The sequence below is a fragment of the Flavobacterium daemonense genome (assembly GCF_007341385.1).
GTDB lineage: Bacteria > Bacteroidota > Bacteroidia > Flavobacteriales > Flavobacteriaceae > Flavobacterium > Flavobacterium daemonense.
Genome location: NZ_VJYD01000006.1, coordinates 187,448 through 205,181, shown reverse-complemented (window position 1 = coordinate 205,181; position 17,734 = coordinate 187,448). Strand labels below are relative to the sequence as shown.

16 protein-coding genes are annotated in these 17,734 nt (G+C 34.3%); 13 read left to right on the top strand and 3 right to left on the bottom strand.

Annotation, left to right across the window (positions count from 1 at the left end):
- Position 1: 1 nt before the first annotated feature.
- Both FND99_RS10155 and FND99_RS10150 read right to left on the bottom strand, forming a co-directional pair.
- Entirely contained in the window at positions 2 to 496 is a 495-nt protein-coding gene (locus FND99_RS10155) for a metallophosphoesterase family protein (RefSeq protein ID WP_144337877.1), read from the bottom strand.
- Between the two features lie 191 nt (positions 497 to 687).
- On the bottom strand, positions 688 to 2,598 hold the full coding sequence (locus FND99_RS10150; protein ID WP_144337876.1) for an SPFH domain-containing protein: 1,911 nt from the start codon (positions 2,596 to 2,598) through the stop codon (positions 688 to 690).
- A gap of 433 nt (positions 2,599 to 3,031) precedes the next feature.
- Between FND99_RS10150 and truA the strand changes: the two genes are divergently transcribed.
- From truA to FND99_RS10095, 11 genes are all read left to right on the top strand, one after another.
- Positions 3,032 to 3,766: a tRNA pseudouridine(38-40) synthase TruA gene (gene truA / locus FND99_RS10145; RefSeq protein ID WP_144337875.1), complete on the top strand. Its 735-nt coding sequence runs from the start codon at positions 3,032 to 3,034 to the stop codon at positions 3,764 to 3,766.
- 176 nt (positions 3,767 to 3,942) lie between these two features.
- A complete protein-coding gene (locus FND99_RS10140) occupies positions 3,943 to 5,697 on the top strand; it encodes an ABC transporter ATP-binding protein (RefSeq protein ID WP_144337874.1) in 1,755 nt (584 codons plus the stop codon).
- Positions 5,698 to 5,841: 144 nt separating this feature from the next.
- On the top strand, positions 5,842 to 6,426 hold the full coding sequence (locus FND99_RS10135) for an NUMOD4 domain-containing protein (protein ID WP_144337873.1): 585 nt from the start codon (positions 5,842 to 5,844) through the stop codon (positions 6,424 to 6,426).
- 338 nt (positions 6,427 to 6,764) lie between these two features.
- Positions 6,765 to 8,153, top strand: coding sequence for a dihydrolipoyl dehydrogenase (gene lpdA, locus FND99_RS10130; RefSeq protein ID WP_144337872.1), 1,389 nt, complete (start codon positions 6,765 to 6,767; stop codon positions 8,151 to 8,153).
- Between the two features lie 216 nt (positions 8,154 to 8,369).
- Complete coding sequence (locus FND99_RS10125) at positions 8,370 to 9,047, top strand: carbonic anhydrase (protein WP_144337871.1); 678 nt, start codon at positions 8,370 to 8,372, stop codon at positions 9,045 to 9,047.
- 94 nt (positions 9,048 to 9,141) lie between these two features.
- The gene (locus tag FND99_RS10120) at positions 9,142 to 10,047 is read left to right on the top strand and encodes an arginase family protein (RefSeq protein WP_144337870.1); all 906 of its coding nucleotides are present in this window, start codon (positions 9,142 to 9,144) and stop codon (positions 10,045 to 10,047) included.
- 185 nt (positions 10,048 to 10,232) lie between these two features.
- Positions 10,233 to 10,913, top strand: coding sequence for a DUF4919 domain-containing protein (locus tag FND99_RS10115; RefSeq protein ID WP_246074205.1), 681 nt, complete (start codon positions 10,233 to 10,235; stop codon positions 10,911 to 10,913).
- Between the two features lie 21 nt (positions 10,914 to 10,934).
- Entirely contained in the window at positions 10,935 to 11,360 is a 426-nt protein-coding gene (locus FND99_RS10110) for a GNAT family N-acetyltransferase (protein WP_144337869.1), read from the top strand.
- 191 nt (positions 11,361 to 11,551) lie between these two features.
- On the top strand, positions 11,552 to 12,148 hold the full coding sequence (locus FND99_RS10105) for a hypothetical protein (protein WP_144337868.1): 597 nt from the start codon (positions 11,552 to 11,554) through the stop codon (positions 12,146 to 12,148).
- Positions 12,149 to 12,235: 87 nt separating this feature from the next.
- Positions 12,236 to 12,682 (top strand): hypothetical protein, encoded by a 447-nt coding sequence (locus FND99_RS10100; RefSeq protein ID WP_144337867.1) that lies wholly within the window; start codon positions 12,236 to 12,238, stop codon positions 12,680 to 12,682.
- A gap of 17 nt (positions 12,683 to 12,699) precedes the next feature.
- A complete protein-coding gene (locus tag FND99_RS10095; protein ID WP_144337866.1) occupies positions 12,700 to 13,116 on the top strand; it encodes a lipoprotein in 417 nt (138 codons plus the stop codon).
- A 219-nt stretch (positions 13,117 to 13,335) separates the two neighbouring features.
- On the opposite strand, the gene FND99_RS10090 is transcribed toward FND99_RS10095, so the two are convergent.
- Positions 13,336 to 15,843: a M14 family zinc carboxypeptidase gene (locus FND99_RS10090; protein ID WP_144337865.1), complete on the bottom strand. Its 2,508-nt coding sequence runs from the start codon at positions 15,841 to 15,843 to the stop codon at positions 13,336 to 13,338.
- A 105-nt stretch (positions 15,844 to 15,948) separates the two neighbouring features.
- Here FND99_RS10090 and FND99_RS10085 point away from each other — a divergent pair, with 105 nt between their 5' ends.
- Together FND99_RS10085 and FND99_RS10080 are read left to right on the top strand one after the other, a co-directional pair.
- Positions 15,949 to 16,545: an NAD(P)H-dependent oxidoreductase gene (locus FND99_RS10085; protein ID WP_144337864.1), complete on the top strand. Its 597-nt coding sequence runs from the start codon at positions 15,949 to 15,951 to the stop codon at positions 16,543 to 16,545.
- 39 nt (positions 16,546 to 16,584) lie between these two features.
- The gene (locus FND99_RS10080) at positions 16,585 to 17,196 is read left to right on the top strand and encodes a hypothetical protein (protein ID WP_144337863.1); all 612 of its coding nucleotides are present in this window, start codon (positions 16,585 to 16,587) and stop codon (positions 17,194 to 17,196) included.
- The last annotated feature ends 538 nt before the right edge of the window (positions 17,197 to 17,734 follow it).

The following is a 17,734-nucleotide window of genomic DNA, read 5'->3' as shown; positions in this document are numbered from 1 at the left end:
TTTATTTTTTCCCGATTTCAATGATTTCTAAATCCTTTATTTTGTCATCATCAATCACAAAGCGAAGCATGGTGCGCATTTGATGAAAACCGCTTTTTCCTGCTGCTCCAGGATTCATATGCAATAAATTATTCTTTTTATCAAACATCACTTTCAAAATATGCGAATGTCCGCAAATAAATAATTTAGGCGGATTCTGCGCCATCTCTTCCCTGATACTCGGATTGTATTTCCCAGGATAACCGCCAATATGTGTTATCCAAACAGAAACATTTTCACACATAAAACGATTGTGCAATGGAAATTCTAATCGCGCTTTTGCGTCGTCAATATTGCCATAAACACAACGAAGCGGTTTTAATTTCTTAATAGTATCCGTAACAATCAGATCACCAATATCTCCAGCATGCCAAACCTCATCGGCTTGGTTGACATATTTTAAAATACTATCGTCAATGTGGCTGTGAGTATCGGAAAGAAGGAGGATTTTGGTCATTTATAAGGTTCTGAGATTCTAAGATGCTAAGGTACTAAGTTTTTTTCTGTAGAGGCGCACTGCAGTGCGTCTTTCGCATGTTTTTGTTTCATTTTAAAACATAAAAAAATCCGATTTGCTTCGCAAACCGGATTTCAAAACTTTGTTTTAGACGCACTGCTGTGCGTCTCTAGGATTTATCCTTATGGAGATTATTGTTTCTTATTGTTATTTTTAGAATCTTTTGTATCCATCATTTCCATCAGCTTCATTCCTAACAATCCACTTATAGAGCCGTCAGAACCTGCATTTCCTGAAATTAAAACATCTGGAATTACTTTGATGTTTCCTTTTCCAATCTCTTCAGTTACTTTGTAGCGCGTAAAATTATCGCCTCCCATAGCACTAACTTGAAGTTGATATGCTTCGGCAGTAGATTTACCAATTGCCATGATTTTCTCTGCTTCTGCCAAACCAGTTTTTGAGATTTTTTCAGCTTCTGCACTAGCATTTAATCTTGTTGCTTCTGCCTGTGCTCCTGCTCTTGCTTTTGTAGCTTCAGCTTCGGCGCTGGCACGCATTTTTGTTGCTTCAGCTTCAGCATTTACATTCAGTTTCAAACTAGTTGCATCCCCTTCCGCTTTTTTAACGGTTGCATCGGCAGTTCTTTGTGCGATTTCAACACTTTGTGATGCGCGAACAATTTCTTTTTGCATATCAGCAATTGCGGTTTCTTTCTCCATTCCCTGACGTTGTTCCTGCGCCATTCTTTGCGTTTGATACGTTTTTTGCTCTTCTTCAGCCAATTTTCTGTCCGTCAAAGTTTTCATCAACGAATCTGGCGGAACAATATCTCCAATCAAAGTATCAACAGCATTTACGTTATATTCGTCCAACACCAATTTGATATGATTTTTAGCCGATTCCTGACGTTCTTTTCTCGTTGTCAAAAACGAAATCACATCGCTGTCCTGCGCCGAGTTTCTGAAATAGTTACCAATTGTAGGCTCTAGAACCTGCGAAACCAAGTTGTTCATACTTCCAAAACGAGCGATTACTTTTGGCGCCTCATTCGCTGGAACGTGAATAATTTGTGCCACATCAAGATTAAATGGGAAACCATCTTTTGAACGAACAGTAATCGTAGAAAGGTTTTTATCTAAATCATGCGATTCGCTTCGTGCATTTGCCCAGTTCAAAACCAAGTTTGTTGTTGGAACTGCCTCTAATTTTGTTGTGTATTTATTCAGAGCATATTTTCCTGGTCCAAGTGGTTCCATCCAAACACCTCGTTGTCCTTTTGAAACAATATTTCCATGTTTGAAAGTATCTCCGGTAACATCCTGGCCATCTTCTCCAATATAAGAAATCACAACTCCAACATACCCAATCGGCACATCTGTCATCGGGTTTTGTTCGATTTGGATTCCCCAAGTATTGATGTAATACGAACCTGCCAACATTACTTGAGGTTGTAGTCCACGATTTCCCCCGCTTTCCAAAAACTTGTCAAAATCTTGAAAGTTATTATGGGCTTCAACAAACCTACCCGCGATCTGACCTTGCGGAATTGGCTCACCATCAAGTGCCGTCACAATTCCGATCATGTTTTCATAAATCTTAATTTGTTCTGCAATTACAATTTCAAACAAAAAAGTATTGATACGATAAGATCCTGTTGTAATAAAAGCCGTCTGGCGACCTTTTTGCCCGCCATTGTTTAAGAATGCTGTAGCATCTTGAAAATTATCGCTTTCAACTCTTCTCGCCAAGATTCGTCCTGTTGGGATTTCTTTACCATCTTTACTTAAAACCAATCCAATTTTTCCTTCCGGAATAATCGTAAATCCAGTCATATCTATAGAATATTGCCAGATCCACATTCCCCAGTACAAACCGGGAGCAAGTGTTTGCGCCTGATAACCCGCCTCACCTTTGGTCGCAATGATACGGCCATCTGGCAACGATTTATCGGCTCCAAACAAAACGAATTTTTTGGTTATCAAACCAATTTTATCCTCAGGAACAATCACCATTCCGAAGAAAACACGTAAAATAAATTTGTAAAAAATAATGGCAAATAAGATTAAAATTATCCACCAATAAGAAGTAATTTCATTCATAGTTTTTGATATTTAGTTGTACAAACATAGGAGAAATATGATCTGTTAAAATGAAAAATTTTAAAAATTAACATTTGGAAATTTCTTCCAAAAAATGTTAAAATTTGACTTTAATTATATCGTTGGAATTGTCAATTTTTGACACGATTTTTAACTGAACAAACTATGATTTGCATTTTGGCTTTTGATCGATTTTAACACAATTTTTTGAGGTTCTGAGGAACTAAGGTTCTAAGATTTCTTAGCAGATATTATTGAAATCTGTTTTTTAATCAAAAAACAGATTTTCCCAATCTAGCGGTAGATGCACTGCTGTACGTCTCTACAATACATACGCATAAAAAACCTTAGTAACTTAGCATCTTAGAACCTTAGCACCTTAAAAAAAACCTTTGTACCTTTGAGCCTTTAAATAAACCTTTGAACCTCTAAAGTGAGATATTTTATTCAATTTGCTTACAACGGAACAAATTATCATGGCTGGCAATTTCAGCCTAATGCATCTTCTGTTCAAGAAACTTTAAACAAAGCGCTTTCGGTATTACTAAATTCACCTATAAATGTTATGGGTGCCGGACGCACAGATACTGGCGTTCATGCCGAAGAAATGTTTGGGCATTTTGATGTTGAAACTCCATTAGATGTTCCGAATTTAGTGCACAAACTGAATTCGTATTTGCCAAAAGATATTGCGATTTTTGATATCATATTAGTTCATGATGAAGCACATTGCCGATTTGACGCTACAAAACGAACTTATGAATATCATATCAACACTGTTAAAAATCCCTTTTTAGAGGGACTAAGCTGGTATTTTAATCAAAAATTAGATGTAGCTTTGATGAATGAAGCCGCAAAAATTTTGCTAAATCATACCGATTTCCAATGCTTTTCTAAAGTAAATACAGATGTAAACACATTTGATTGCACGATTTTTGATGCGTATTGGAAACAAGAAAACAACAAACTTGTTTTTACGATTTCGGCAAACCGATTTTTAAGAAATATGGTTCGTTCAATTGTGGGAACTTTGGTGAATATTGGTCTGCATAAAATTACGTTGGAAGATTTTGAAAATATAATTGCCAGCAAAAGCAGAGAAAAAGCAGGATTTTCGGTTCCAGCACACGGTTTATATTTAACCGAAATAAAATACGAATATATATAGCTATAGGCTTTAAGCTTTAGGCAATAAGCTTTCACCGCAAAGTGATTAGCCTAATACCTAAAGCTTATAGCTTAAAGCATCAAAAATTATAGCGATAAGCTATAAGCAAAAGGCTTTAAGCATAAAGTGCTAAGCCTATTGCCTAAAGCTTATAGCCTAAAGCCAATAAAAAATAAATGAAAGCAAAAGCATTCGATACTGGATTATTCAAACGAATTTTAAAATATACCAAACCCTATAAATGGCGCTATTACGGCGTTATTGTTTTTGCTGTTTCGTTGTCGATTTTTGCAGCACTTCGCCCTTATTTATTGAAACAAACGGTCGACGGCTATATCAAGACTCATGACAAATATGGCTTGCTCCTATATATTATGTTAATGGGCGGTGTGCTTTTGATGGAAGTTTTTTCTCAATTCTACTTTGTTTATTGGGCAAATTGGCTCGGGCAGGATATTGTAAAAGATATCCGAAATAAGCTTTTCAAACACATTTTAAGTTTCAGAATGAAATATTTTGATTTGGTTCCGGTTGGACAATTGGTAACCAGATCTGTTTCGGATATTGAATCAATTGCGCGTATTTTCAGTCAAGGACTTTTTATGATCATCAGTGATTTGATGAAAATGCTGGTCGTTTTGCTTTTTATGTTTTATATGAATTGGAAACTGACTTGGATTGTGGTTGTTGCAATGCCGATTCTGGTTTACATTACCCGAATTTTTCAGCGTAAAATGCAGGTTGCTTTTGAAGAAGTACGTACACAGATTGCCAATATGAACTCATTTGTGCAGGAACGTGTTACGGGAATGAAAATCGTACAACTTTTTAACCGTGAAAGTATTGAGGCCGAAAATTTCAAGCAAATCAATGACAAACATAGAGTAGCTTGGATAAAAACTATTCTATACAACTCGATTTTCTTCCCAATTGCCGATATTATTTCATCAATCACTTTAGGATTGGTGGTTGTTTTTGGTGGATTCAAAATTTTGAATGGCGATCATTTTACGACATTCGGAGATTTGTTTTCTTATACGATGTTTATTGGAATGTTATTTAATCCGCTTCGTCAAATTGCAGATAAATTCAACGAGATGCAATTAGGAATGATTGCAGCAAATCGTGTTTTTGACATTATTGATACACAAGATCATATTCAGGACACTGGAACTATTGAAGCACCAGTTTTTAAAGGAAGTATTGAATTCAAAGCTGTCCGTTTTAGTTATATTCCGGAAGAAGAAGTAATTAAAGGCATTGATTTATCTGTAGATTCTGGGCAGACAATTGCAATTGTAGGTTCGACCGGAGCTGGAAAATCGACTATAATCAACTTGCTGAACCGTTTTTATGAAATTAACAGCGGCAGCATTTTTATTGACGGACATAATATTGAAAACTATACTTTGGCTTCGTTAAGAAAACAAATTGCCGTGGTTTTACAAGATGTATTTTTGTTTGCTGACACCATTTACAACAACATTACATTGCACAATCCAGAAATTACCCGTGAACAAGTTCTGGATGCTGCCAAAAAAATTGGCGTTCATGACTTTATCATGAGTTTGCCTGATAGTTATGATTTTGATGTAAAGGAACGCGGCGTAATGCTTTCGTCTGGTCAGCGCCAATTGATCGCCTTTTTACGTTCATATGTGAGCAATCCAAGTATTTTGATTTTGGATGAAGCGACTTCATCAATTGATACTTATTCTGAAGAATTGATTCAGCGCGCGACAGAAACAATTACCAAAGGAAGAACTTCTATAATTATTGCACACCGTTTAGCTACAATTGTAAATGCCGATAAAATTGTGGTAATGGACAAAGGATTGATTGTTGAGCAAGGAACACATCAAGAATTGCTTAATAAAGCTGATGGATACTATAAAAATCTATATGATTCGCAATTTTCGGTTGCTAATTAGGGGCTAAAATGCTAAAAAAACATTTATAAACGTTAAATCAGCGTTATAGAAATCATAAAACTGCTCTTCTGGACTAGTGCTTTAACACTTCATTTTTGGTTTATTATTTATCTTTGAGATTATAGAAATCAAATGTAAAAGAAAATGCCACAAAATAGATTTTATCCAGAAGAACAGTTCAAAGAAATAGAAATAAATGCCTCATTACAACTTAAATATGCGATCTCAAACAGAGGCCGACTTATAAGTTTTACAGACAAAATTGAAGAAGGCCGAATCCTAAAAGGCGGTTTGAGCGACGGTTATCCAACCTTTAGATTTAAGGTTAAAAAAGATGACAAAATCGTCAACAAATATCTTTTTCTCTACAAATTAGTAGCCCAATATTTTATTCCGAAGCAATCTGAGGAACAAACATATGTGCTTCATTTGGATTACAACCGAAGCAATGACGATGTGAGCAATTTGCGTTGGGCGACAAAAGAAGAAATGATGGCGCACAGTCGCAAAAGTCCGCGTGTGATTCAGGCGAAAAAAAATCTGATTGAGCACAATCTAAAAGCTGACGGACGAAAATTGACTACAACAAAAGTTATGCTGATCAAGAAAATTTTAGCAAGACCAGATCAAAAAACACGTTTGAAAATGATAGCCAAACAATTCGGCGTAAGCGAAATGCAAATTAGACGAATTGCCAGCGGAGAAAACTGGGGACACGTCAAAGTATAATTATGAATTATTAATTGTGAATTATTAATGTCACTCTGAGCGAAGTCGAAGAGCTTTTCATCACGAAAGGCCTTCGACTTCGTTTATTTTGTCTGGTGATTTAATTTCAAATTAAAACTTCCAAATCTAAAATTTCATTTCATAATTCATAATTTACAATTAACAATTTGACCATTCTCTGTGAAAAGATCAAAATCAGTGTTTGTAAAAATAAAATTTGAGGCGTTCATTTAAAATAAATCCTTAAATTCGCAATCACAAATAACAAAAAGAAAAATAGGGAATGAGTTTCGGAATTATATTCTCATTTTCGGCGATAAATACTAAAAACCAAAAAAATGAAATACGACGTTATTGTTTTAGGAAGCGGTCCTGGAGGCTATGTAACAGCGATTAGAGCTTCACAATTAGGCTTTAAAGTAGCTGTAGTTGAAAAAGAAAACCTTGGTGGTGTATGTTTGAACTGGGGATGTATCCCAACAAAAGCATTGCTTAAATCGGCTCAGGTTTTTGATTACTTGAAACATGCTTCTGATTATGGATTAAAAGTTTCTGAATTCGATAAAGATTTCCCTGCAGTTGTACAACGCAGCCGTGGTGTAGCAGAAGGAATGAGCAAAGGAGTTCAATTCTTGATGAAAAAAAACAAAATTGACGTTATTGAAGGTTTTGGAAAACTAAAACCAGGTAAAAAACTTGACGTTACTGATAAAGACAATAAAGTTACCGAATATAGCGCTGATCATATTATCATCGCAACTGGAGCTCGCTCTCGTGAGTTGCCAAACTTACCTCAAGATGGTGTAAAAGTAATTGGTTACCGTCAAGCAATGACTTTGCCAACACAACCAAAATCTATGATTATTGTTGGTTCTGGAGCAATTGGAGTGGAGTTCGCTCACTTCTACAACTCAATGGGAACTGAAGTTACAATTGTAGAATTTATGCCAAATGTAGTTCCTGTAGAAGATGAAGATATCTCAAAACAATTTGAGCGTTCTTTGAAAAAAGCTGGAATTAAAATAATGACAAACTCTTCTGTAGAAAAAGTTGACACTACAGGAAACGGAGTTAAAGCAACTGTAAAAACAGCTAAAGGAGAAGAAGTTCTTGAAGCTGATATCGTACTTTCTGCAGTTGGAATCAAAACTAACATTGAAAATATTGGTTTAGAAGAAGTTGGAATCGCTGTTGACAGAGATAAAATCTTAGTAAACGCTTACAACGCAACTAATATTCCTGGATATTATGCAATTGGAGACGTTACTCCAGGTCAGGCTTTAGCTCACGTGGCTTCGGCTGAAGGAATCAACTGTGTTGAAAAAATCGCTGGATTACACGTAGAACCAATCGATTACGGAAACGTTCCTGGTTGTACGTACGCAACTCCAGAAATTGCTTCTGTTGGTTTGACTGAAAAACAAGCTAAAGAAAAAGGTTACGAGTTAAAAATTGGTAAATTCCCATTCTCTGCTTCAGGAAAAGCAAAAGCTGCAGGAACTCCAGATGGATTCGTAAAAGTAATTTTCGATGCTAAATATGGAGAATGGTTAGGATGTCACATGATTGGTGCTGGTGTTACAGATATGATTGCTGAAGCAGTTGTAGCTCGTAAACTTGAAACTACAGGTCATGAAATCCTTAAATCTATCCACCCTCACCCAACTATGAGCGAGGCTGTTATGGAAGCTGTTGCTGATGCTTACGGCGAAGTAATTCACTTGTAAAAAATATACCGTTTTACGGTTACATATAATTTTCAATTTAAAAATCCGATTTGCGAAAGCGAGTCGGATTTTTTTATTTGAGATATAATTGATTCATTTTAAAAAATTTAAACTACTTATTTTCATAACTTTACTAAAACAATTAAAAGTCTAGGAAAAAATTTGGTGCAATTCTAATTTAGAATATTTGATAGCAATAACTTCAAAATACGCAAAATGAAATCAAAACTTAGCATATTAATCGTAATCGTTTTTTTAGTCCTTAGCTGTAAAAAACAAAATGAGGAAAAAGTTACTGCTACTGCAGAAAATCATAGCCTGACAAATGTTGAACAATTATTAGAGGGAAACCAAAGATTTATAGATGAAAAACCTATTCATCCGCACCAAAACAGAGATGCTGTCAAAGCCAATGAAAATGGACAAAAGCCATTTGCTGTTGTTGTAACTTGTTCTGACAGTAGAGTTTCGCCCGAAATTGCTTTTGACCAAGGAGTTGGCGATCTATTTGTGATACGAAATGCTGGAAATTTAATTACCAATATCGATATGGGAAGTATTGAATATGCGGTTGAACACTTAGACTCTAAATTAATTGTTGTGCTTGGACATACCGAATGTGGCGCTATTAAGGCTTATATAGAAGACAAAAATGGTTCGTATAAAAATCATTTTAATCATATTGACGACATTGTGGAAACAATTTCGATGGAAAATGAAGAAATTGAAGCGGCTAAAAAAATCCCAAAAGAAAAAAATTATTTAGGCGCAATTGATGCAAATATCAAGCACTCAATCAAGCTAATTGAAGATAATCCAATTGTAAAAGAACATAAAGTAAAAGTTGTTGCCATGCGATATGATGTGCATACAGGAAAAGTAATTGTGTTGTAATCAAAGAAATAATTTTCTACAAAACCAAAATTCGATTTGCTTTCACAAATCGGATTTTTTTATTTTCATAACTTTACTCTAAACATCATCTGTTATGAAAGAGATTTATATTGTTGAATTTCCATCAAATTTGGGACTAAAAGAACCTCAACCGGGAAAAGAATCAGGCGTAAAAAAATTACCAGAATGGTTCTGGAGACATAATCTGCATAAAGAAATCAATCCAAAAAATATTCTCACGCTCGATGCTCCAAAATACTCGAATGTTAAAGATTCTGAAACACAGATTCTCAATGCAAATTCATTGGTAGAATATGCTCGCGAACAAGCCTATCTAATCAACAATATTCTTTCGCAAAATAAATTTCCTTTTATCATTGGCGGTGATTGCAGCATTTTATTGGGAACCGCAATCGCATTAAAACAAAAAGGAAACTTCGGATTGTTTTATCTTGACGGACATACCGATTTTATGGATATTTCTTTGTCCGAAACTGGCGGTGTCGGCGGTATGGCAGCTTCAATTGTGACAGGAAATGGTCATCAAAAACTAACAAATATTTTGAATTTATGTCCGTACATCAAAGAAGAAAATCTTTGGTGCGTGGGCAATCGCGAATATGATGATCAATATGAAAATGAAATCCGAAATTCTGAAGCCACATATCTTAGTTTAAATGATCTTCGGGAAAAAGGAATTCCGAATTGCGTTGAAACTTTCTTAGCTGAGATAAAAAATAAAAATCTCGATGGCTTTTTTCTACATATAGATGTTGATGTTTTAAACGACGAAATTATGCCTTGCGTTGATAGCAGAACCCCAGACGGACTTTCATATGCCGAATTCAATGAGCTCATCTCCTATTTGTTTCAAAGCGAAAAATTAATCGGACTCGAAATAACCATTCTCGACCCTGACTTAGATTTGACTGGACAATACACCAAAGATTTTGTCGCCAATTTTACACAAACTTTTAATTCATCCAGAAATAAATCTTAGAAGTTCAAAACTTAAAAATAAGATGTTCTTTCATAAAATCGAAGTACTTACATTCAATATTTTATACTATTTTTACTACTGACATTCGGTTTTAAAAATCAATTCATCAAGAATAGAACAAATTTCATCAGCATATTGCATCAAACCAAAATCATAATTTCGCTTTTAACCAAAACCAAAAAATCATGATTAAAAAAATTGTACTATTCGTTTCTTTACTAATTGGAATCACGGCTTCGGCACAACAAAACGAGTTCAAAATTCCAGATTACAAGCAAATTGAAAAAGAGATTCAGGATAAAAAATCACCATTTTATTATCCAAATTTAATGGATCGTCTGGCTAAAAATGATACGCTCATGACGCACGATGAATTCCGTTATTTGTATTTCGGATATGTTTTTCAGCCAAAATACAACGCTTTCTGGAGATCGCCTGACGAAAAAAAATTGAATGATATTTTTGGCAAAGAAAAAATGGAAACCAAAGATTATGACGAAGCCATCAAATTGATCAATCACACTTTAAGCGAATTCCCTTTTGATCTTAGACAATTAAATCTTCTTGCGTACACGTATCACTTGAAAGGCGACGAAGAAAGTGCCAAAACAGCTTCGTTCAAATTTCATAGTATCATGAATGCCATTTTATCTTCGGGCGACGGACGAAAATGCGAAACTGGTTTTCATGTTATTTTGGTCGAACATGAATATATTCTTTTAAATGTTTTTGAACTCGAAAGCAAATCGCAGTCACTTGTTGACAAATGCGATTATCTGAGTTTTGAAAAAGGAAAATACAATGTTGACGGCATTTATTTTAATATTGAAAAAATGTTAGAAAATGAAACTAAATCTCTGAAATAAGTTTTTGGATTAGAAAATCAAATGACAATCACAGAAATTAGAAATAAAGATTACGAGCCATTAAGAAATTTGTTTTTGACCGAAAGACGGCGAACTTTTTCATGGCTTGACCAATCTGAATTTCAATTGGATGATTTTGAAAAACATATTCAGGGAGAAACCGTTTTTGTTGCTCTTATAAATGATATTCCGGTTGGGTTTATTTCGATTTGGATGCCCACTAATTTCATTCATCATTTGTATATTGATCACGAACATCAAGGCAAAAGCATTGGAACTGAATTATTGAAAACAGCGATTAAAAAAACGACTTTTCCGCTTACTTTAAAGTGTTTAGCAAAAAATACCAAAGCCGTAGATTTTTATAAACGAAAAGGTTTTATTGAGACAGAACGAGGCGAATCAGACCACGGAACTCACATTTTATTTTCTTTAGAATTCTATTAAACCCATTATATTCAAACACATAGAAACATAGATTTAAATGCTGATAAAAGGCGTTTCACTTATTTTAAACAAACATAGTTTTGGCTATGTGTTAAGAAACTAGTTTCTTTTTTAGTTCTTTTAGACAAATAAAATCTATGTTTCTATGTGTTGAAAAAAAATACTTAATCAAAAAATACTTTAAACCACAAATGAACACAATAACAAAAAAAGACATTGAAAAGCCAATTGGCGGTTTATTCTTCATGATTATCAACACTTCGATTTGGGCATTTATTGCCGAATATTACTTCGAAAATAAAGACTTTCATTTAGCCGGAATTCTTTTAGGAATGATCATTATGAGTTTTTTATTTTTCTATCTGAAATTTACAAAAGCTCAAAAAAATCTTCCAGAAAGTACAATTGAAAAAACAGAAGACGAAAAGAAAAACGAAAAATGGTTCTTGATTATTTTTGGTTTGGAAGGTCTTGGAATTTTGGTTGCCAAAAACATATTGGTCAATATTAATCATAACGAACTGTTTATTTGCTTTTTTGTTCTAATTGTTGGACTGCACTTTTTTCCATTGGCAAAAATATTCAAACGCACTTTTGATTTTTACATAGGAACTTGGACTTGCTTGTTTGCTTTTCTTGGCATTTATCTAATCACTCAAAAAATCACAACCGTAAATATTGCTAATGTAATTGTAAGTTTGGGCTGTGCATTTGCAACCATTTTCTATGGTTTCAGAATGATTTTGCAAGGCCGAAAATTGCTTCTCATCAAAGATGAAATAGCGTAATATTAAATATTTTAATAAATTACCTACAATTAACGCAACCTTTTAACTAAAACATCATCTTTAAATCAAACCAATTAATTTAAACCGATGAGAAAATATTACTTGTTATTACTTATTGTAATTCTGAATTCCTGTAGCAACAACGAAAGCGAATTAAATGATGCTCAAACTCAAGCGTTGCTAGGAGGACGGTGGAACTGGGTGCAATCTACCACGCAATCAAATAGTACCCCAATCACGCCTGCGATAGTTAATAAAAGTCGTGTTTTAGCGTTTTCGGGTACTTCATATAAAGAATATGAAAATGGCACTTTGATTTCTAACAGAACCTTTTTTGTTGTAAAAAAACCGTCAATTTATGGTGGCGAAAAAAATATGTTTGTATTTAAAAACGCTTACTCTTCTACCAGCAAATCTTCTATATTTCGGGCTACTGGTGAAAGTTCATTTGAAATTATTGGAAAAAAACTGTACATAAGAGAAGAATTTGCAAACGGCATAATAGAGGAGTATGACCGTGTGCTAGAATATTAAAAACTAAATCAATCCTAATGAAAAAAATTTTACCTATTATTTTTATCCTTTTGATTCTTGCAAGCTGTTCCAATGACGATAACAGTCCAAATCCGACGATTGGAACATGGAAATTAGTAAAAACTCGCAATCATGTTTTTGCCACTCCTGATGATCCAAATAAGGAGACCATCACTGATTATTCAGACAAAAATATTTTTTACACATTTGATGCAAAATATAATTTAACAATTAGCATGGATGGAAAAATAGAACAGCATCAATACGAATACAAACTCGACTATTTATCTGGAGGTCCAACTGTTGGGGAATCAAAAATTCCTATAGTCAATATTGACGGTTCTAAATGGACTTATGGAATTTCTGATAAAGGAGAAATGATTTTAGGAAAATCATATACGGACGGTTCTGATTTGTATTTTGTTCGACAATAATTTTCTCTTTCTTAGATCTTATGAAAACTAAATTTTCTGGCTTAGCCCCGATGGAAGCGGCATCTCCCGATTTAGAAAAACAAGGCTTTTTCAGCCGTAGTTTTTGTTAATTGGGAATATAGTGGACAGCGGGACTGAACGTCTTTTTGAAAACAAAAATTACTGCTTCTAAATAAAAAAAAAATGCTCTTCTTGATAATTCTTGAAGAGCATTTTTTATTAATTGACTAAAAAAAGTGAATTACTGAATAAGAGGATTCCGTTTTCCCAAAAACCTCTAAAAAGTGGGTTATCCATCATATAAATTACGCTTCCGTCGCCTCTTTTATCTACTGCGAAGGTCACGGTTTCTGGAAGTTTTTTCTTGATGTCGTGCCCGACAAAACCATAACTCAAAAAGTTTTTTGGAATGTACGCCACGTTGATCGCATTTTTTAGAAGCGAAAATGATCTTTCATTCGTTTTAAGACTGTAATACGAATTTCCTAAACCAAACGCCATCGGGTAAGTTTTGTCTAATTTATTCTCGATAATCGCACCCGGAATTGTACCCGAAATTTCTCTTCGCTCTGAACCTTCGAAGTCTAAAAATCGTTTTTTAAGTTCGTTTTCCTTTTCTTCTTTTTCTGATTTTTCTTTGTCTTCCTTACTTGCAAACATGCTCAACGCATAACCTTCGCGATCTTGAAAAAGCGAAATGGCGCTGCTCATGGCGATAACTTTTCCGCCATTTTTAATCCATTCGTCAATTTGTTTTTTCTGCTCGTCTGAAAAATCATAAGAACCGTCTGAAAGTATCAAAGTGTTGTAATTATACAATTTAACTCGGTTGAAATTGGAAGTCTCGACAATACTTACCGGATATTTTACAACTTCGTCCAGATAATGCCAATTGGCGCCAAATTCTGTCGAAACTATTCCTTTTCCAGAAAGCATCAGAATTTTTGGTGCTTTTAAAAGAACAAAATTTTCACCGCCAATGTCCTTTGAATTCGTAGAAAATCCTGTTGTTATAAAACTGTAATCTGATTTGATTTTGATGATTTCGCTCACTGTTTTTTCAAAATCGGCTGTTTTAGGATTATCGGCACGGCTGATAATTAATCCACCTGGTTCGATTGTAATGGTTCCGAAAACGGCTTTTTTCATTGCCGAACGCACTTTTATTCCTGCTTGATGCAATGCCGAAAGTACTTGGGCTGAAACTCTGCTGTTCCAAGGTACATAAAAGGCATAAACGCTGGCCGGAATTGTTTTTGGAGCAATTTCAATCGCCGATTTTGTTTTTATTCCGATTGTATTTTTTACCGCATAACCTTCAACCCCGTACGCCAATGGCAAAGCCCAAGCAGTAATATCATACGACAAACTATCGTTCAGTTTTTGATTTGGTTCGAATAAAACCTGTGTCAAAACTGATCTTGGCTGGTCTGCTTTTATGATTAAATCGTTTGGCTCAATTTTGAAACTTTCGCTTTTTTTGTTTTGATAGTGAAACCCTGAAGCATTTGCAGATGCGTCGGCATAACTGAATTCGATGTCATTCTTTTTCAGCATTTCGGTCAATTGCTCCAGTTTTGCGTTGCTTTTTAAAACATAGGTATTGTAAACGCCTTTTGCTTTTATGCGCGCGTTGGCGTGAAAATCTCTGAAGCCTTTTAAAAGAACATCTTTTTGTGAAGCGGCACTTTCAACCACCGTCAAAACTGCTGTAGCATGATGCGTTAAACGGTCTTTTATGGTAACGTTGGTTCCGTTTTCCATAGTTACTTCGCGGCCTGCTCCTATTCCGCCCTGCTCTAGCGTTAATCCGACAGCGCCATTGTACGTTGGATACGTGTCGCCATAACTTGGATAAAACAAATCAAAACGTTCTCTGGTGTTGTACATCCAGTTTTGTTTGTCGAATTTCTCCGAAATATTTTTTCCTAAAACATTATAAAAATCTTTTTGATATTGCTCGATAAATTCGTGAAGCGGTTCGGCAGCCGGAGGAAAAAAGTACGGCGAATTGTAACTCATTTCATGCACGTCGGTATGAACTTGTGGCATCCATTGATTGTACACTTTTATGCGCTGTTGTGATTCGGCTTGCGTTTGCCACGCCCAATCTCGGTTCAAATCAAAAAGATAGTGATTGTATCTTCCGCCCGGCCATTCTTCCATATGTTCTCTGTCGTACAATCCCGGATGTGTCTTTTTACCTGAAATTTCTCTAAGCCAGTTTCCGTAACGTGAATAACCATCAGGATTGATGCACGGATCGAGAATTACGATGGTGTTTTTAAGCCATTTTTTTGTCTCTTCATTTGACGGATTCAAAAGTTCGTAAGCAACAGTCATAGCACTTTCGGTTCCAGCAAATTCATTTCCGTGAACGTTGAAGCTCAACCAAACAATTATTTTGTCTTGGGCTGTAGCCGATTTTGAATCGGAAAGACCAATAGAAGCCAAATTATTTAATCGGATTTGCTCCAGATTTTTCAGGTTTTCAGGATCCGAAATAAAGTATAAATTCAAATCGCGTTGTTCGTTTGTTAGACCATATTGCTGTTTTTTAATTAAAGCCGAATTTTCGGTCAGGTATTTAAAATAATCTTCGACTTGATGGTAAAACGAGATTTGTTTGCCATAATTCGGAATAAATTCTGACGGCGATTTTAATTGTGCAAAAGCTGAAATTGAAGCGGTTATAAAAAATAATACAGCGTAAAAGTTTTTTATCATAATTGGAAATGGTTTGCAGTTGGTTAAAAATAAGAATTAACTTTATATAATAAAAAGCGATTCTAATTTTAATTGATTTATTAATTTTTAAGAAGATTTAGACAAATGAATATTCTAATAGTTTACTGCCATCCGAGCAAAAAATCATACACTTTTCAGGTGCTGGAAAGACTTAAAGCTGTTATTGCAAAACAAAACTGGAATCTGGAAATTTCTGATTTATATGATTCTAACTTTCAAAGCGATATGTCTGAAACCGAATATGAAAGAGAAGGTTTTGCAAAACTTGAACTTCCAATTTCTCAAGATGTTTTGGCAGAACAGAAAAAACTCGAAAATGCCGATTGTGTTATTTTTCTATATCCGGTCTGGTGGAGCGATTGCCCAGCTAAATTAAAAGGTTGGTTTGACCGCGTTTATTCTGTTGGATATGCTTACGGACAAACGGATACTTTTCCGAAAATGAAAACTATTCCGCTTGGACTTGCTATTTGCACTGCTGGTCATCCGAATGATTTTTTAAATGAAATAAAAATGGCGCAAAGCATGGAAACCATCATGCTCGAAGACCGACTTGGAAAACGTTTTGAAAATAAAGAAATGCTGATTTTAGGTGGAACATTGGAATTGGAAAAAGTAATGGAAAACCATTTTTTATCAATTGAAAATATTTGTAAGAAAATCGAACAGTATTTTATTTAAATCAATTATTTTAGAACCTAAAATAATATTGATTCAAAAATGGCTGTTAAAAAAAGTGTCTTAGAACAAATGTCTGATCGTGAATTAGAAAATTATATAAAACCAGAAACTACCTTCGTTCCCGAAGCTACAAAAATTGCTTTTGAAATACTTAAAAAAAGAGGTCGTGAATTTTCACCTCAAGAAATTGATTCAATTAATTTCTTGATTAATAAGAAGGAAGAAAAAAAGATACGTCCAATACACGAAAATCATATAAAATCATCCAATTTTATTTTTATTTCAATAGCTCTAGGAATAGTGAACTTTATTTTAGCATTAAAATATTATCCTAATGGAACAGGAATTTTTTCCGCTATTGTCGCTTTCATTTTCGTTGGAATTCTAGCATATTTAATTCGACAAGGACGTGATTTGAAAATTTTATTATTAGTGCTGTTTTTGATTGGATTACCGGTTTCTATTCCAACTTTAATTTCGGACCTAACCTATTTTCCGCTAAACGGAATTCTAAGTCTTAGCCAGCAAATATTGCAACTTTTGGCTATAATTTTTCTATTTATGATTCCAAAGAAATTCGAAAGTATAAAAAACAACGAATTTGAAAACTGGCTATCTGGCGAAAATGTAGAAGACACAAAATATAACTAGTCATAATTTTTGAGAAACCATACAGGTTTTTAAAACCTTTTTGATTTACAATATTTACAAACTTACTCTTAATGAATCTTAAAAAAATAAAAGTTTATCATTTATTCTGGATTGTTTCTCTTCTAATATTACTTATTGGATTTTTACAAAATAATGATCCAAATGCGACTTTAGACATTAATATTCACGATACTTACTTTGTCGCTCGCAATGCCGACGCAACTGTATTTTTCTTTATTTGCTATTTTTTAATGGGAACTGGATATTGGCTTCTTCAAAAAAAAATTAAAGAAACACCTTGTACCATTCTTAACTTTCATTCATTCTTTTATTTTGATTGGAAGTTTTATTTTGTATTGGGTTGTTTTCTTTTATCATCCACAAACTGAAATCGACCCAAATTTTCCACTATTATATGACTTACAAAACTTAAATATAGTTTTAGTGAGCGAGTTACTTTTAATTCTTTTTGTCGCAACTCCAATTTATATCATTAATTTATTGATTGGTCTTTTCAGAAAAAACTAAATAACTACTA

Excerpts from the sequence above, each read along its gene's own strand:
- FND99_RS10090 (WP_144337865.1), bottom strand. The coding sequence starts at position 15,843 with ATGATAAAAAACTTTTACGCTGTATTATTTTTTATAACCGCTTCAATT.
- lpdA (WP_144337872.1), top strand. The coding sequence starts at position 6,765 with ATGAAATACGACGTTATTGTTTTAGGAAGCGGTCCTGGAGGCTATGTA.
- FND99_RS10105 (WP_144337868.1), top strand. The coding sequence starts at position 11,552 with ATGAACACAATAACAAAAAAAGACATTGAAAAGCCAATTGGCGGTTTA.
- FND99_RS10125 (WP_144337871.1), top strand. The coding sequence starts at position 8,370 with ATGAAATCAAAACTTAGCATATTAATCGTAATCGTTTTTTTAGTCCTT.
- FND99_RS10100 (WP_144337867.1), top strand. The coding sequence starts at position 12,236 with ATGAGAAAATATTACTTGTTATTACTTATTGTAATTCTGAATTCCTGT.
- FND99_RS10135 (WP_144337873.1), top strand. The coding sequence starts at position 5,842 with ATGCCACAAAATAGATTTTATCCAGAAGAACAGTTCAAAGAAATAGAA.
- FND99_RS10095 (WP_144337866.1), top strand. The coding sequence starts at position 12,700 with ATGAAAAAAATTTTACCTATTATTTTTATCCTTTTGATTCTTGCAAGC.
- FND99_RS10120 (WP_144337870.1), top strand. The coding sequence starts at position 9,142 with ATGAAAGAGATTTATATTGTTGAATTTCCATCAAATTTGGGACTAAAA.
- FND99_RS10140 (WP_144337874.1), top strand. The coding sequence starts at position 3,943 with ATGAAAGCAAAAGCATTCGATACTGGATTATTCAAACGAATTTTAAAA.
- FND99_RS10110 (WP_144337869.1), top strand. The coding sequence starts at position 10,935 with ATGACAATCACAGAAATTAGAAATAAAGATTACGAGCCATTAAGAAAT.
- FND99_RS10150 (WP_144337876.1), bottom strand. The coding sequence starts at position 2,598 with ATGAATGAAATTACTTCTTATTGGTGGATAATTTTAATCTTATTTGCC.
- FND99_RS10155 (WP_144337877.1), bottom strand. The coding sequence starts at position 496 with ATGACCAAAATCCTCCTTCTTTCCGATACTCACAGCCACATTGACGAT.
- FND99_RS10080 (WP_144337863.1), top strand. The coding sequence starts at position 16,585 with ATGGCTGTTAAAAAAAGTGTCTTAGAACAAATGTCTGATCGTGAATTA.
- FND99_RS10115 (WP_246074205.1), top strand. The coding sequence starts at position 10,233 with ATGATTAAAAAAATTGTACTATTCGTTTCTTTACTAATTGGAATCACG.
- FND99_RS10085 (WP_144337864.1), top strand. The coding sequence starts at position 15,949 with ATGAATATTCTAATAGTTTACTGCCATCCGAGCAAAAAATCATACACT.